Raw genomic sequence first — 15677 nt, forward strand, 5'->3', positions numbered from 1 at the left:
CCCATTGGTTTGGAGCGGCTCTTTACACGATTGCTTGCTTAAACTAACTAACTAACTTCTTATTAACTAACTGAAAAGTCCGCCTTTTTTCAAAGTTTTTACACCTTGGCCTATTTTAAATCCATTGTTGTAAATCTCAATTTTATAATCTCCTTCTTTGTAAGCATCTTTTTGTTTCCAATCAAAACTTACCGGAATCACTTTGTTTTGTTCATAGTTTACCGATACTTTATTGGTATAAGGACGGCTTCCATCTTCTCTAGTGGTAAAATTGGCTCCCTCGGTAATTACTTTTCCATCAGGTGCAGTAACAACTACATAAAAATCTTTGGTACCAGATGGGGTGATTCTGTTTTCATCAATTACAAATGAAATTCTAATCAAATCTGCACGTTTTGCAGTAGTGGTTTCTTTTTCTTTTCCAGTGCCTTTAATATTGATGGCATTGATGCCAATATTAGAAGCATGTAGGGTAGATGCTACGTCTACTTTTTCTTCCAATTGTTTTTTCTCAGTTTTAGTAGTATTTAGGTTACTCTCTAAATTTTGCTTTTCTGTTGTCAACTGCGTTTTCTCTGTATTCAATTGCTCATTGGCAGTGGTTAATTGTAGGTTCTCGCCTTTCAATTGTTGAATCTCTGCGAATAACCCATCAATTTTACCATTTAATTCGCCAATTAATTGCTTGGCTTCAGCTAATTCCTTTGCTGTTGCGTTTCGCTTCTTTAAAATTGCACCAATATTGCCTTTTAGTTTTTGGATGTCTGCATTTTTATTGGCTAAATCTCCTTGTAACTCAATGTTGTCTTGGGTTAATGAGTCTGCTTTTGCAGATACATTCATAAACTCTTGCTGAATAGCTAATCTTGCACTGTCTACATTGCTTATTTTGGTTTCTAAGCCAATAATGGTCTCTTTGGTCTGGCTCTTATCATAAAAAATATAACCCCAGGTTAGTACCAATGCTGCTATTAGTATTCCGTAAATGGTTTTGCGGTTATCTGGTGCACCGCCATTGTTAATTGTACTCATAAAATGGTTTTTAAAGATGTTGATTGCTTCTGGCGACTTATTTTCCAAAATCGTGCCAAAACTTTAAGAAGATCCAATTTTGTGTACAAAAAAGCCCTTTTCAATATGGAAATTCCTATTGGGTGCAGCATCTTTGCGGTATGTCTTCTGAGAAAATTTTATCTGATTGGAAAAAAAATAGTTTCAAGCCCGTTTATTGGTTAGAAGGGGAGGAAGCTTATTTTATTGATACTTTGGTTGATTACGCAGAGAAAAAAATATTGACTGAAGCAGAAGCGGAGTTTAATTTATCTATTTTTTATGGTAAAGATGCCGATTGGACCGAAGTGGTGAATGCTTGTAAGAAATATCCCATGTTTGGAGATAAGCAAGTGGTGCTTCTAAAAGAAGCCCAGCAAATGAAGGACGTTGAAAAGCTCCTCGGCTATATTGAACAACCTTTGAGCTCTACCATTTTTATTGTTAGCCACAAAGAGAAAAAGCTAGACGGTCGTGGTAAATTGGCGGCTGCGCTTAAAAAAACTAAAGCGGAAGTTTTCACTACCAAAAAACTATACGACAATCAATTGCCCGATTGGGCTGGCCAAATGGTAAAAAATCATGGGCTAACCATTTCCCCTAAAGCTTTGGTGATTCTAGTTGATCATATTGGCAACGATTTAAGCCGAATTGAAAATGAAATTGAAAAACTCATGCTCAATATGGGTACTCGTAAAACGATCACTGAAGATGATGTAGAAAATTTCATTGGGGTGAGTAAGGAATTCAATGCTTTTGAATTGCAGGCCGCTATTTCGCAGCGTGATTTGGCTAAAAGCATTCGCATCATTCAATATTTTGAATCGAATCCTAAAGCGGGTCCCATTCAGTTGGTGCTGCCTTCTGTGTTTAATTTCTTCAGCAAATTATATGTGTTGCTTTCTTTGAAAGATGCCAACGAAAGCAGCGCTGCGGCGGCGTTGGGTGTTTCTCCTTTTTTTATAAAAGATTATTACGCCGCCGCGCGCAAGTATGATTTCCCTTCTGTAGAAAGAGTATTGCTGTTATTGCATGAATACAATTTAAGAAGCTTGGGCGTGCACAATGGTTCGGCCAATGATGCAGGACTCATGAAAGAATTAGTAGTAAAAATCATGGCATAGCGCTGTTATTAAGACGCAAACACGCTCATCGCTTGGGTTCTATCTGTATTCAATTGTGCTTTTAATTCGTCTAATCCATTGAACTTAACTTCTCCGCGAAGGAATTTTTCTAAACGAATCACTAATTTTTTGCCGTAGATATCTCTATTGAAGTCGAAAATATTGACTTCAATCACGCGCTTTTTTCCGTCAACAGTTGGGCGAACCCCAATATTCATCATGCCCTTAAAAGTTTCTGCATCCATTGAAATGGAAACGGCATACACTCCATTGGCAGGAATTAATTTTTCTTCGCTTTTAATATGCATATTGGCGGTAGGAAATCCAATGGTGCGGCCAATCTTATTGCCTTCTACTACTATTCCTTCAAAAAAATAAGGGTATCCTAGAAAATGATTGGCAGTATCAATATCATTGTTCAAAAGCGCTTCTCTAATTCGGGTAGAACTGATCACTACTTGATTCAACATCTCTTCTGAAATTTCTTTCACTTCAAAACCCAGTTCGCGGCCATATTGTTCCAGCAAGTGATAATCCCCCATTCTACCTTTACCAAATCGATGGTCGTACCCTATAATAATAACACTTGGCTTAAAGTATTTAAACAAAAAGTCACGAATATAATCGTCGGCAGATTGGTTAGAAAACGCATGATCAAAAGGAATCACCACCAAATGATCAATTCCCGCTTGTTCTAATAAATGAATTTTTTCCTCTAGGGTATTAATGAGTTTAATATCGCCAGGAACCGAAGAAACTATTTTTCTAGGATGAGGGTGAAAAGTGATGATCACCGTTTCGCCTTTTACCCTTGTTGCTTCGGCTTTCATTTGTGCCAATATCTGTTGGTGGCCTTGGTGCACGCCATCAAAAGTGCCAATGGTAATGACCGCATGGGTAAAATTGGGAAGCGAGGGGGCTAATTCACGATGTACCTTCATAATCAGGCGCAAAAGTAAGTACTCCAAGGCAAAGTTCCTTCCCTTTGCATACCCCCTTTTTGTACCTTTGCGCCAATTCTATACATAATAAAAAGCGATACATGTCTTTATATGCTCAACGAGGGGTTTCTGCTCAAAAGGAAGAAGTACACCAAGCAATTCAAAAATTAGATCAGGGTTTATATGCCCATGCTTTTTGTAAAATTTATCCCGACTTTTTATGCAATGATCCAGCATGGGTAAATATTATGCATGCAGATGGAGCGGGCACCAAGAGTATTTTGGCTTATTTGTATTGGAAGGAAACAGGAGATTTAGCTGTTTGGAAAGGAATTGCCCAAGATGCTGTTGCCATGAATTTAGACGATTTGCTTTGTGTGGGAGTAACCGATCAATTGTTGTTTTCAAGCACCATTGATCGCAATAAATTATTGATCAATGGAGACATATTAGAGGCCATCATTAATGGTACCCAAGAATTCTTTGATACCTTAAAAACATACGGCGTACATATTCATTATTTGGGAGGGGAAACGGCAGATGTAGGAGATGTGGTTAGAACCGTTGCAGTGAATGGTACCATGACGTCTAGATGGCCCAAGAATAAATTAATCACCAACGATTTAATTGCAGAAGGCGATGTGATTGTTGGTTTTGCAAGTGCGGGAAAAGCACATTATGAAACCGAATACAATAGTGGTTTGGGCAGCAATGGTTTAACCAGTGCAAGGCACGATGTATTAGATAAAATGTATGCCCGTCAATATCCTGAATCTTTTGAGCCTAAGTTGCAAGACAAAGTGGTGTACATTGGTAAAAATAAAATGACGGATACTATTAATATTAATGGGCAGTATATTTCTGTTGGTAAATTATTGTTGTCTCCCACTAGAACTTATGCTCCATTGATGAAGCAATTATTGGATACGCATTTTGATCAAATTCATGGAGTGATTCATTGTAGTGGCGGTGGTCAAACCAAGTGTATGAAATATTTGCCCAAGCCTTTGCATATTGTGAAAGACAATTTGTTTACGCCGCCTCCTGTTTTTGAATTGATTAGAGAAAATTCTGGCGCAGATTGGAGAGAAATGTACCAAGTATTTAATATGGGCCATCGCTTAGAAATTTTCACCAATGAAGCTTCTGCCAATAAAATGATTGAAACTGCTGCAGCATTGGGCATTGAGGCACAAATTGTAGGAAGGGTGGAAGCAGCAAATGCAGGCCATTCCTCTTTATTGTTGAAAGGTTCCTTTGGAGAAGTATCTTATCAATATTAACGATTGCTTATTGGCGGAGCACTTATATTTGTAATACTATATTATGTACAATATGTCTGAAACAGTAGTCTCTTTAAAGAATGTAAATATATACCAGGGCAATAGCCTTATTTTACAAGACGTAAATTTCACCATTAATAAAGGAGAGTTTGTTTACCTCGTGGGTAAAACCGGAACAGGTAAGAGCAGCTTATTAAAAACCTTGTATGGTGAACTAACGTTAACCGAAGGAGAAGCTTCTGTAGTAGGATTTGATTTAAGAGGAATGGATTGGAAAAAAGTTCCTTTTTTACGCAGAAATTTGGGTGTGGTATTTCAAGACTTTCAATTGTTAACCGATAGAAATGTACACGAGAACCTCAAGTTTGTTTTAAAAGCAACTGGCTGGAAAGACGAACGTTTAATGGAGGAAAAAATAGCGGATGTGTTGGAGAAAGTGGGCTTAAAGAGCAAGGGCTTTAAAATGCCTTTCGAAATGAGTGGTGGCGAACAACAAAGGGTAGAAATTGCTAGGGCGCTGCTTAACTCGCCCAAACTAATATTGGCCGATGAGCCTACTGGAAATTTAGATCCTGAAACCAGTGATGAAATTATGCAGTTGCTTTTTCAGATTGCCAAAGATTATGGTACTTCAGTAGTAATGGCTACCCATGATTTTATTGTAATCAATCGTTACCCAAGTAGAATGTTGAAAACAGAAAACGGTAGGGTAGCAGATAGCGCATCTAACTAACCCCAAATCCAACCAATTTGCTTTTTTGCATTGGCTTCGTTGTTAAAGCGAGGCACCAATACTTTATTGCGTAACCTGATTTCATCTTCTGTAAAAGGCTGGTGGTACAATTGTGCTACCAGGTCTTTAAAGGCATTGGCCGTGGTTCCCACATGGCAGAGGGGCTCTAATCCAGAATCGGCAATAGTGGCTTCATTCACCACCACATGTCGTCCATTGAATAAGGCATTCAATAATTTTACTTTCATGCCAGTTTTAATATAAGAAGGCAGCAAATGAATATGCGCTTTTGCAATCATATCCTGCATTTCTTTTTCAGTTGGGTTGCCTACTAAACAAGAATATTTACTAGAATAAGCCAGTTCTCTTAGTTTTTCGGAGGGATTTTTGCCGGCTATTACAAACGGAATGGCTAAGTTTTTAAATACTTTTTCCAATAACCAGGTTGCTGCTTTTTCATTGGCTTCCACACTCAAGTCGCCATGATATAGGCAGTATGAACCAATGCCTTCCTCGCAACTGAGCTTCCAATCGGGTATATATAAGCTGAGTTCCTCAATATTTTTACAACCAAATTCGTTGCGATAAACATTGTTATCGGCTTCTTTTACTCCCCAAAAAGTGGCTTTGCCCGCTAAATTGGCTTCATATTTTTTAAGCAATCTAGACTCATTCCAATAATAAGCTTTCTTAAAAAGAGAGTTGGCATTTTTATATAAGTCTCGGTAGTATTGGTATTCTACATTATGCAATCGAACAAAACAAGCCCTTTCTTTAAAACGATCATCTTGTAATAAATAAGTACAATGCACTCCTTCCATGAATATGGGATGATTGTCTTGAAGCAAATTCTGGTAGAGTTCCTCATTAATGCGGCTGCTAACGATATAGGGCAGTTTGCTCGAAAAACCTTTATGCCCCTGGGTGCGTTGGTAGTAATGAACACTGGCACAATATTGATCCAATGCTTTTTGTTGGCCACGACCATAATCAAAACAGTGAAAATGCACTTTAATTCCTTGTGCTTGAAAAGCAGGTAATTTGTAAAAAACGTCGCTGGCACCCCCATAATTAGCAGGGAAGGGAACGTCAAAAGAAATAATATGTAAGTGCTTTTCCAAATTAGAGGCGGCTATAAAAGGCAATTAATTGATTGGACTCGTTCTCCCAGTTCAACACTTTAGCTGCTTTGGAGCATTCTTGTTGGAGTCTGTTGTAAAGAACATCATCTGATAGCAAATTGTTCAAAGCTGCTGCAATTGTGGAAGGTTCTATATTATCAATTAGCAAAGCAAATGGATTTGCTTTAACAATTTGGGCATACATCGGGTAATTGACACATACTTGTGGAACACCTGCAGCCATATAATCGAAGAAGCGGTTGGCCAATGAATAGAATTGGTTAACCCCCTCTGCTTCAAAAATAGTGATTCCAATATGGGCCAATGGGGTAAGCATTTTTAATTCGGCAGGGGGTATGGGGGGATGGATAAAGACCTTTTGCTCTAACCCATACGCTTCAATTAAAGCGGTTGTTTGGGCTAAAAAGTTTCCTTGGCCTACAATCAGGAGTGGTGCATTCACCCATTGCATTGCTGGAATAAGCTGTTCAAAACCTCTTCCATGGTTAACCGCTCCTTGATATATAATAAATTTTGATTTAAACTGATTATTAAGTAATTGTAATAGGTTATTTGATGTGAAATTAAATGATGATTTACTATTATCGATGGGCAGTTCTGCCAAAACGGCGCCTTTTTCGGGGGATATTTGCGAATTGTTAATTGATTCGTTTTGGGTGGATGGAAGGTTTCTGATGACTTCAAGTTTAATTTGAAGTTGCTCATAAAATAGGTCGGCCAAGTGTTGGTTCACTGTATAGCCAACTTTAAAATGGGGCAGGGCACTTCTTTCAATCCATTTCCATACCGTTTGAACCATAGGCCTGGTTCGTACTTCCTTCATCTCGGTGAAGTATTCATGGGCATCATACACCCTTTTCTTGCGCCTGAGCCAAGTAGCCAACCATACGGGGAGGATGGTATCTAAATCAATTGCACATGCTGTATCATATGATAATGAGCATAATAGAATAAATAACTTAATATTAAATTCTAGGTAAAATAGCGGTCCCTTCTGGAAAAAACAATTCAATCTTTGTTGCTGATAGCTTACATGGTACAATGGTGGAATGGGGAGTGGGATAGATCCCCGTCTTTTTACCCCTATTATCCTTACTTGGAAGCCATTGACTGCTAAGCTGCTGCAGATTCGATGCATCCGCTGGTCGTAGCTAATATCGTTGGTAACGGTGAAAACAATGGACTGCATCAAACAAATATAACTTCAATATTAATTTGAAGTCTATACACATTTTTGGTGGATAACTCGCTTGTTATTCACAATAGGCTTTTACCCCTATTAATTCTTCTTCTTTTACCTTATGTTCGCAAGTACTAAACAACGATAACGTGAGATTAAAATCATTAGAAATCAAGGGGTTTAAAAGTTTTGCTGATAAAACAGTTGTAAGCTTTGACGAAGGCATAACAGGGATCATTGGACCAAACGGTTGTGGGAAGAGTAATATCATTGATAGTATTCGTTGGGTAATTGGGGAGCAAAAGATTTCGGCTTTAAGAAGTGAGAATTTAGAAGCATTGGTTTTTAACGGAAGTAAAACCAGAAGTGCGAGTGGATTGGCGGAAGTAAGTTTGACTTTTGAGAACACCAAAAATTTACTACCAACTGAATTTAGTACAGTAACAGTAACCAGAAGATTTTATAAAAATGGGGAGAGTGAATACAGGCTCAACGATGTTACTTGTAGATTAAAAGATATTCATAATTTGTTTTTAGACACGGGTGTTAGTACCGACAGTTATGCCATCATCGAATTGGGCATGGTAGACGATATCATCAAAGACAAAGAAAACAGTCGTAGAAGAATGTTGGAACAAGCGGCTGGAATTACCATTTATAAAACCCGTAAAAAAGAAGCCAAGAATAAACTGGATGCTACCGAGCAAGACTTAGCTCGTATTGAAGACCTTTTATTTGAAATCAATAACCAATTAAAAACTTTGGAGAGCCAAGCTCGCAAGGCGGAGAAGTTTTATGAAATCAAAAAAGAATACAAAGAAGTAGCGGTTGAATTGGCTAAAGCTGCTTTGGAAGGATTCAATATTTCTTATCGTGAACTAACTGAGCAACAAGAATTAGAGCTAGATAAGAAAATACAATTGGAAGCAGAAATTGCTACCGAAGAAGCGGCCATTGAGCAAGAGAAAGTGTCATTTATTGCGCAAGAGAGAGCGCTCCAAAGCATGCAACATGGGTTTAATGAATTGCAACAAAACCTTCGTTCTACAGAGAATGACAAGAACCTTGCAAGTCAAAAACTACAATACTTAAAAGAAAAAGAAACCAACTTAAAGGATTTCCTAGAAAAAGCAGAAGGTCAATTAAAAACCATTGGAGATTCCATTGAATACTCTCAAATGCAAGTGGGCGAGGAAGAAGCGAATTTGGCGGTATTGCAAGATCGGGTTACCGAAGCCAAAGTAGAAGTGGAAACCAAACGCCAGGTATTTGATGAAAAGCGTTCTGGGGTAGATGCGGTAAGAAACCAGTACCAACAATACCAGCGCAATCAGTTTGATGCTGAGAAAAAAGTGGCGGTTGCAGATACTTCTATTCAGAACTTACAAAGAATGCAATTGCAATTAACCGATGAGCGAACCAATCGTTTACAGCAGTTGACCCAGTTGCAAGCAGAAAGCACCGAGAAGGAAGAAGCTTTAGAAATGAAGCGGGTAGACTTGGTTCAGTTACAAGAGCAGCACGAAAAAACAAAAGAACAGATTTTTGAAACCCAGCAACAATTAGAAGTGTTGAGAGGGGAGTTGGCCGATGAGAACCGTAAATTAGATGCCAAGCGCAACGAATACAATTTGTTGAAAAGCTTGATTGATTCAATGGAAGGTTATCCAGAAAGCATTAAGTTCTTGCATAAGAACAATGATTGGAACCATGCAGCCCCTATTTTATCGGATATCATTTATGTTAAAGAAGAATACCGCACTGCAGTTGAAAATGTATTGGAGCCTTACCTAAACTATTATGTGGTGAACAATTTAGGGGAGGGATTGAAAGCCGTTCATTTATTAGACGATAACAAGAAGGGCAAAGCCAATTTCTTTTTATTAGACCAGTTTGCCAATTTTCAAAATAATACCCATCAACCTGCCAATACCTTAAAAGCGTTGGATGTAATTGAGGTAGACGACCAATATTATAAGCTAGCAGAATATTTATTGGGCAATGTTTACATTGGTGAAAACGAAGAAGCGATTCATAACTCAAATGGGGCGGTTGTTTTAGAAAAGACGGGTAAATATGTAAAAGGGAAATATACCCTTACCGGTGGAAGTGTTGGGCTTTTTGAAGGTAAAAAGATTGGCCGTGCTAAAAACTTAGAAAAGTTAGCTGAAGAAATTCAGGACCAAGAATCGGTAGTAAGTTTATTAAAAGCAGATATCCAAGCAAAACACAATGAAGTCATCACTTTCAGTGACCAATTGAAAGAACATGCCATTAGAGCAACCGAGCAAGAAATTAATCAGTTGACCAACCAGGTTTTTGCTGCTAAAAATAAAATAGAAAATTTACAAGCTGCCCAGCAAAACGGCGAGCAGCGCTTGGCAGATATTGAAGGCCGTTTGCAAGATGAGCAAGATGCCATTGCAGAAACCAGAGAAGTATTGATTGAATTAAATGTTCAATTGCAAAATACGGCCGAGCAAATGCGCAATTTAGAGCAAGACTACCAAGAATCGGAGCAAGCTTATCATTTTGCATCAGGTCAATTTAATGAAACCAATTTGCAGTTGACTCGTCAACAGAGCAAATTGACCACCATTAAACAAGAGTTGTTATTTAAAGAGAATCAATTGAATGATTTGCATGAGCAAATCAAAAACAATACTGCGCAATTAGCTGAAGCAGAACAGGCAATTGTGGATGGAGTGGCTTCTTTACAAGAAGTGGAGCAATTATTGCTCGAATTAATGCGCAATAAAGAAGCCGAAGAAATTAAGTTGAACGAGGCAGACCAGGCTTACTACAATTATAGAAATGCATTACAGGAGAAAGAGAGTGCGCTTAGAATGAAAGTGAAGAGCAAGGAAATGATTGATCATTTAGTGAATGAACTAAAAGACAAACTCAATGAACTCAAATTGCAGTTGGCTGGAATGAAGGAGCGCTTGCATGTTGAGTTTAAGATTGAGCTAGACGAAATCCTTGATCAACCTAGAACTTCTGATACCCCGCTTGAAGAATTGCAGGCTGCTTCAGATAGAATGCGCAAACGCATGGACAATATGGGTGAAGTAAACCCCACTGCCATTGAAGCTTACACTGAAATGAAGAAGCGTTACGACTTTATTTTAGAACAGAAGAACGACTTGGTAACTGCCAAAGAAAGTTTATTGCAAACCATATTAGAAGTAGAAGAAACGGCCAATCAGTTGTTCTTAGAAACTTTTAATAAGGTAAGAGAGAATTTCCAGAAAGTGTTCAAAGCCTTGTTTACCGAAGAAGATACCGCAGATATGTTGATGGTAAACCCTGATAACTTAGCAGATACCGGTATTGAAATTGTAGCAAAGCCAAAGGGCAAACGTCCTAGCTCTATTACCCAGTTAAGTGGAGGAGAAAAAACCTTGACGGCTACCGCATTATTGTTTGCCATTTATCTAATTAAACCTGCACCATTCTGTATTTTGGATGAGGTAGATGCACCATTGGATGATGCCAACGTTGGTAAGTTTACTCAGATGATCAAGAAATTCAGTGACAATTCTCAGTTCATTATTGTAACCCACAATAAGCAAACCATGGGAGCCGTAGACGTGATTTACGGGGTAACCATGCAGGAACCTGGGGTTAGTAAGCTGGTTCCAGTAGATTTCAGGAGTTTGAACTAACTGTATAAAGATTACCTTTGCGCCTCCATTTTATTATTGGGGGCGCTTTTATTATATATATGAAGTACGAGAAAGAAATCAACAGGAGAAAAACATTTGCCATCATCTCTCACCCAGATGCAGGTAAAACCACTTTAACAGAGAAGTTATTGTTGTTTGGTGGTGCTATTCAAGTGGCAGGTGCAGTGAAGAGCAATAAAATTAAAAAAGGAGCTACTTCAGATTTTATGGAAATTGAACGCCAGAGAGGAATCTCTGTGGCTACTTCGGTAATGACTTTTGAGTACCAAAATATTCTCATCAATTTATTGGATACGCCCGGCCACAAAGACTTTGCAGAAGATACTTATCGTACGCTTACTGCGGTAGACAGTGTAATCTTGGTGATTGATAGTGTAAACGGGGTAGAAGCACAAACCAGAAGATTGATGGAAGTATGTCGCATGCGAGACACGCCTGTAATTGTATTCATCAATAAAATGGACCGTGATGGAAAGAACAGATTCGACCTTTTAGAAGAAATTGAAAAAGAATTAGGAATATCCTTACACCCAATGACCTGGCCCATCAATAGTGGGAAAGAGTTTAAAGGAGTATACAATTTAGACAATAAGAGCTTGCGTTTATTTACGGCCAGCACCAAGGCAGAGGAAGAAGACGTGATTGCCATTACCGATTTAGCAGATCCTGTTTTGGATGCGAAAGTGGGGGCACGTGATGCCAATCAACTAAGAGAAGACGTAGAACTGATTGATGGTGTTTACGGGGACTTAAATCCAGAAGATTATTTAAGTGGATCCATCGCGCCGGTATTTTTTGGATCTGCGGTGAATAATTTTGGGGTAAAGGAAATGCTCGACACATTTATTAGAATTGCGCCCGTACCTAGATCTCGTGAAACAACCACTAGAACTATTGAAGTAGGAGAAGAAAAATTCAGTGGGTTTATTTTTAAGATACATGCCAACCTAGATCCTAAGCACAGAGACCGTATTGCATTTATGCGTGTTTGCAGTGGTAGGTTTGAGCGTAATAAATATTTTCACCATGTTCGTTTAAATAAAGACATGCGTTTTAGTAATCCCTACAGCTTTATGGCACGCTCTAAAGAAGTAGTGGAAGATGCTTATGCTGGAGATGTAGTGGGTTTATTTGATACGGGTAATTTTAAAATTGGCGATACCATGACAGAAGGAGAGAACTACTATTTTAGTGGTATCCCTACCTTTTCACCCGAAATATTTAAGGAGTTGGTGAATAAGGATCCAATGAAAACCAAACAACTCGAGAAAGGAATTAGCCAGCTAACCGATGAAGGGGTTGCCCAATTATTTACTCAACACGGGGGAAACAAAAAAATCATTGGTTGTGTGGGTGAATTGCAATTTGAAGTAATTCAATACCGACTCTTACAAGAATATGGCGCTGCTTGTGAATTTAGAACCTTGCCTTTTTATAAAGCTTGTTGGTTAACCAGCAAAGACCCTAAAAAATTAGAAGACTTCTTAAGATTCAAACAGCAAAACGCCGCTGCAGACAAAGACGAACAGCCTGTTTACCTAGCACAAAGCGAATGGTTCTTAAATACTGAAATCACCAATAACCCAGATATTACTTTTCACTTTACCAGTGAAGTACATAAGTAATACAGGTAATGGTATGCATTTAAGGAAATTGTATCTTTAAGTGTATGAATAAATTACTCGGTTTTATTGATTTGCAAAATGGCGAAGAAGAAAAAGCCAAAGTATTAGACAATGTTGTGCGCAATACCAGCTTTAGGGGGGCCAACCTTTGGATATTGGCTTGTGCAATTGTGGTGGCTTCGGTTGGTTTGAATGTGAATTCAACTGCAGTAATCATTGGTGCCATGTTAATTTCACCTTTAATGGGCCCTATTGTTGGAGCTGGCTTTGCTTTGGGTACCTATGATTTTCTTTTATTAAAAAAGTCGGGCAAGAATTTATTGATTGCTACGGTGGTGAGTTTAATTGTATCCACTTTGTATTTTTTAATCAGTCCTTTTAAAGATGCGCAGAGTGAATTATTGGCTAGAACCTCGCCCAATATTTATGATGTGCTGATTGCTTTTTTTGGTGGCTTAGTTGGTGTAATTGCCATTACCAGGGCAGAGAAAGGGAACCCCATTCCAGGAGTAGCTATTGCTACCGCGTTGATGCCCCCATTGTGTACTGCAGGGTATGGGTTGGCAATGGGCAATTATGCTTATTTCCTAGGTGCCTTATATTTATATACCATCAATTGTTTTTTTATCGGCATTGCCACTTTTGTAATTGTAAAATACCTGAATTATCCTTTAGTAAATCATGTAAATAAAATTAAGCAGAAGCAAATAAGAAATACCATAAGCATGTTGATCATATTGCTGTTGGTCCCAAGTATTTACTTTGCTTATCAAATGATACGAGAGAAAAAATTTAAGGCAAGGGTGGATAATTTTATTAAAACAGAATTTACTGATAAAGGACAAATGGTTGTTCACAAAAAAGTAGCTGTATTTCCAACCAGTAAAATTGAATTGGCTTTTTTAACCAAGCAGTTTAGTAATAATGAAGTTGCTTCTTTACAAAATAAGTTAGCTCAATACAAATTACCTAATACTCGTTTAGTGATTTTACAAGACTCTATTATTGCCAACCCTTCTAGTGTAAATGAAATTGGCTATATGCTTTCTGTACAAAAAGAGTTGGAAAAAAGATCGCTCAATCAAGAAATGGTCTTCAAAGAAATGGCTATTTTATTCCCTGAAATAGTTCCTGTTTCTATGGGCAACCACGACTATTATTTGGGTACAGATAGTAGTAAGCAAGTAACCGTTTTGTTGTACCAAAATAATAGTTCATTAGATACTTCTAACTCAGCTAAACTGACTGCATGGTTACAACAAAAGTTGCAAAAACAACATATCGAATTAATTCGAAAATAAAGGGTTGGTTATGAAAAAAAAGATTTTTTGTCTCAGTTGCAGCATATTGCTAGCTGCTGTTGTTATAGGTCAACCTAAAATGCAGTATACCGTATCAATGCCTCAGGCTGCAAAAGGAAAATTTCATATAACCCTTGATGCAGCTGGATTTAGCAAAGATTCTATTGTGCTAAAAATGCCTAACTGGATGCCAGGGTATTATCAGTTAATGAACTATGCCAATACAGTAGATTCTTTGGCTGCATTTAATCAAAAAGGAAAAGCATTATCCGTTTCTAAAATTAACAGCAATAGTTGGTTAATAGTAACTACCAAGAACAGTCCTTTTCGCGTAACCTACCAAATCAACACCAATCGCAAATTTGTAGCCAATAGTTTTATTGATAGTGCCCATGCATATATAGTGCCTGCTAATAATTTCATGTACGTAGCGTCTATGCTGCAACTGCCGGTGCAAGTAAAAATCAACAGCTTTAATCAACCTTCATTTAAAAAAATTGCAACTGGACTCCAACGCGTTAAAGAGAAAACCAATGTTTTTACCGCACCCAATTTTGATATTTTATACGATTGCCCCATTTTAATTGGAGATTTAAAGGAACTGCCGCCATTTACAGTTAGGGGAGTGCCACATCGCTTCATTGGATATAAAATGGGCAGTTTTGATGAAGTACTTTTCATGAATACATTGCAAAAAGCGATAGAGCAAGGTGTTCATATTATTGACCATATTCCATTTAAAGAATATACTTTTATTGGGATTGGTCCAGGTAGGGGTGGCATAGAACACTTGAATAATACCACGGTCAGTTTTAATGGCAATGAACTAAAAACACCTGCTGATATCAATCGGATTATGAACTTTTTGAGTCATGAATATTTTCATCATTACAATGTAAAAAGAATAAGACCAGTAGAGTTAGGACCTTTTGATTATGACAAAGGGAGTAAAACCACCCAGTTATGGATCAGCGAAGGCTTGTCGGTTTACTTTGAATATTTAATGGTGAAGCGGGCTAAAATTGTGGACCGCCAATTGTTTTTAAATAACCTTGCCAATAATATTACTGCTCACGAAAACAACCCTGGCAAATCACACCAAAGTTTGTTGCAAGCCAGTTACAATACTTGGTCTGATGGGCCTTTTGGTACCAGCGGTACAGACAAAAACAAAGCCATTTCCTATTATGATAAAGGCCCAGTTGTGGGTATGATATTAGACTTTGCCATTCGCAATGCTTCTAAAAATAAATTCAGTTTAGACCATGTGATGCGGTTCATGTATAATGAATACTATCAGCGATTGCAAAGAGGTTTTACGGACGCTGAATTTCAGGCAGCATGCGAACAAATGGCAGGCAAGTCTTTGGCCAATGAATTTGAATACATTTCTACTACTAAAGAGTTGGATTATCAAAAATATTTGGGTTATGCTGGCTTAACCCTCACTTCTATTGAGGTGGAGAAAGCTGGGCAAAAAAAGGTTCAATACACAATCAGTGTATTGCCATCGCTTAATACCGATCAATTGGCCATCTTAAACAGTTGGTTGGGGGATTAAAATCTCCGTGAAAACACGGTTGCTTATCTATTTGCAAAACCCTATTTT

11 protein-coding genes are annotated in these 15677 nt (G+C 38.0%); 7 read left to right on the forward strand and 4 right to left on the reverse strand.

What is annotated here, in order from left to right:
- Positions 1-66 precede the first annotated feature (66 nt).
- A complete protein-coding gene (locus Q8S25_RS09380; RefSeq protein WP_305537072.1) occupies positions 67-1032 on the reverse strand; it encodes a hypothetical protein in 966 nt (321 codons plus the stop codon).
- Between the two features lie 140 nt (positions 1033-1172).
- On the opposite strand from Q8S25_RS09380, the gene holA reads away from it, so the two are divergent.
- Positions 1173-2174, forward strand: coding sequence for a DNA polymerase III subunit delta (gene holA / locus Q8S25_RS09385; RefSeq protein ID WP_305537074.1), 1002 nt, complete (start codon positions 1173-1175; stop codon positions 2172-2174).
- Between the two features lie 8 nt (positions 2175-2182).
- Here the strand turns inward: holA and Q8S25_RS09390 are convergent, their stop codons facing one another.
- Positions 2183-3115, reverse strand: a complete 933-nt coding sequence (locus tag Q8S25_RS09390; protein WP_305537076.1) for a bifunctional riboflavin kinase/FAD synthetase — start codon at positions 3113-3115, stop codon at positions 2183-2185.
- 101 nt (positions 3116-3216) lie between these two features.
- On the opposite strand from Q8S25_RS09390, the gene Q8S25_RS09395 reads away from it, so the two are divergent.
- Both Q8S25_RS09395 and Q8S25_RS09400 read left to right on the forward strand, forming a co-directional pair.
- Entirely contained in the window at positions 3217-4398 is a 1182-nt protein-coding gene (locus Q8S25_RS09395) for an AIR synthase related protein (RefSeq protein WP_305537078.1), read from the forward strand.
- A 43-nt stretch (positions 4399-4441) separates the two neighbouring features.
- The gene (locus Q8S25_RS09400) at positions 4442-5131 is read left to right on the forward strand and encodes a cell division ATP-binding protein FtsE (protein WP_305537080.1); all 690 of its coding nucleotides are present in this window, start codon (positions 4442-4444) and stop codon (positions 5129-5131) included.
- Here Q8S25_RS09400 and Q8S25_RS09405 read toward each other — a convergent pair.
- Complete coding sequence (locus tag Q8S25_RS09405; protein ID WP_305537082.1) at positions 5128-6252, reverse strand: glycosyltransferase family 4 protein; 1125 nt, start codon at positions 6250-6252, stop codon at positions 5128-5130. The genes Q8S25_RS09400 and Q8S25_RS09405 overlap by 4 nt on opposite strands.
- Before the next feature lies 1 nt (position 6253).
- Entirely contained in the window at positions 6254-7462 is a 1209-nt protein-coding gene (locus Q8S25_RS09410; RefSeq protein ID WP_305537084.1) for a glycosyltransferase, read from the reverse strand.
- Between the two features lie 140 nt (positions 7463-7602).
- Here Q8S25_RS09410 and smc point away from each other — a divergent pair, with 140 nt between their 5' ends.
- The 4 genes from smc to Q8S25_RS09430 are packed head-to-tail and all read left to right on the forward strand — an operon-like array spanning position 7603 to position 15629.
- Positions 7603-11121 carry a chromosome segregation protein SMC gene (gene smc / locus Q8S25_RS09415; RefSeq protein ID WP_305537086.1) on the forward strand — a complete coding sequence of 1173 codons (3519 nt, stop codon included), beginning with the start codon at positions 7603-7605 and terminating at the stop codon, positions 11119-11121.
- 59 nt (positions 11122-11180) lie between these two features.
- Positions 11181-12767 carry a peptide chain release factor 3 gene (locus Q8S25_RS09420; RefSeq protein WP_305537088.1) on the forward strand — a complete coding sequence of 529 codons (1587 nt, stop codon included), beginning with the start codon at positions 11181-11183 and terminating at the stop codon, positions 12765-12767.
- 44 nt (positions 12768-12811) lie between these two features.
- The gene (locus tag Q8S25_RS09425; RefSeq protein WP_305537090.1) at positions 12812-14068 is read left to right on the forward strand and encodes a DUF389 domain-containing protein; all 1257 of its coding nucleotides are present in this window, start codon (positions 12812-12814) and stop codon (positions 14066-14068) included.
- Between the two features lie 10 nt (positions 14069-14078).
- Entirely contained in the window at positions 14079-15629 is a 1551-nt protein-coding gene (locus tag Q8S25_RS09430; protein WP_305537092.1) for a hypothetical protein, read from the forward strand.
- The last annotated feature ends 48 nt before the right edge of the window (positions 15630-15677 follow it).

The organism is Sediminibacterium sp., assembly GCF_030695065.1.
Taxonomy (GTDB): Bacteria; Bacteroidota; Bacteroidia; order Chitinophagales; family Chitinophagaceae; genus Sediminibacterium.